The organism is Virgibacillus sp. 7505, assembly GCF_002272135.1.
Taxonomy (GTDB): domain Bacteria; phylum Bacillota; class Bacilli; order Bacillales; family Amphibacillaceae; genus Terribacillus.
This window is the reverse complement of the sequence record NZ_NPBF01000479.1, coordinates 1-210: the sequence shown is the minus strand read 5'-3', so window position 1 is coordinate 210 and position 210 is coordinate 1. Positions and strand designations below refer to the sequence as shown.

At 39.5% G+C, this 210-nt stretch carries 1 protein-coding gene; it reads left to right on the top strand.

From position 1 onward, the window contains the following. Positions 1 to 99: 99 nt before the first annotated feature. Positions 100 to 210 (top strand): NAD-dependent epimerase/dehydratase family protein (locus tag CHH91_RS19880; RefSeq protein ID WP_141234290.1); only part of this gene is annotated, 111 nt, incomplete at its 3' end.

Genomic DNA, 210 nt, shown 5'->3' with positions numbered 1-210 from the left:
TCCTCAAGATTGTTCGTTCTTTCTTCTATATTTTGTTTCTTGCATTTCTGGTATACTAGAGTGAACAACACTTACTTTGTATACCGTGGAGGGAATACTATGTCCATTCTCGTTACAGGTGGTGCCGGCTATATTGGCAGCCACACTTGCGTTGAACTTTTAACGGAAGGCTATGATGTTATCATTGTTGATAATTTTTCCAACAGCGGT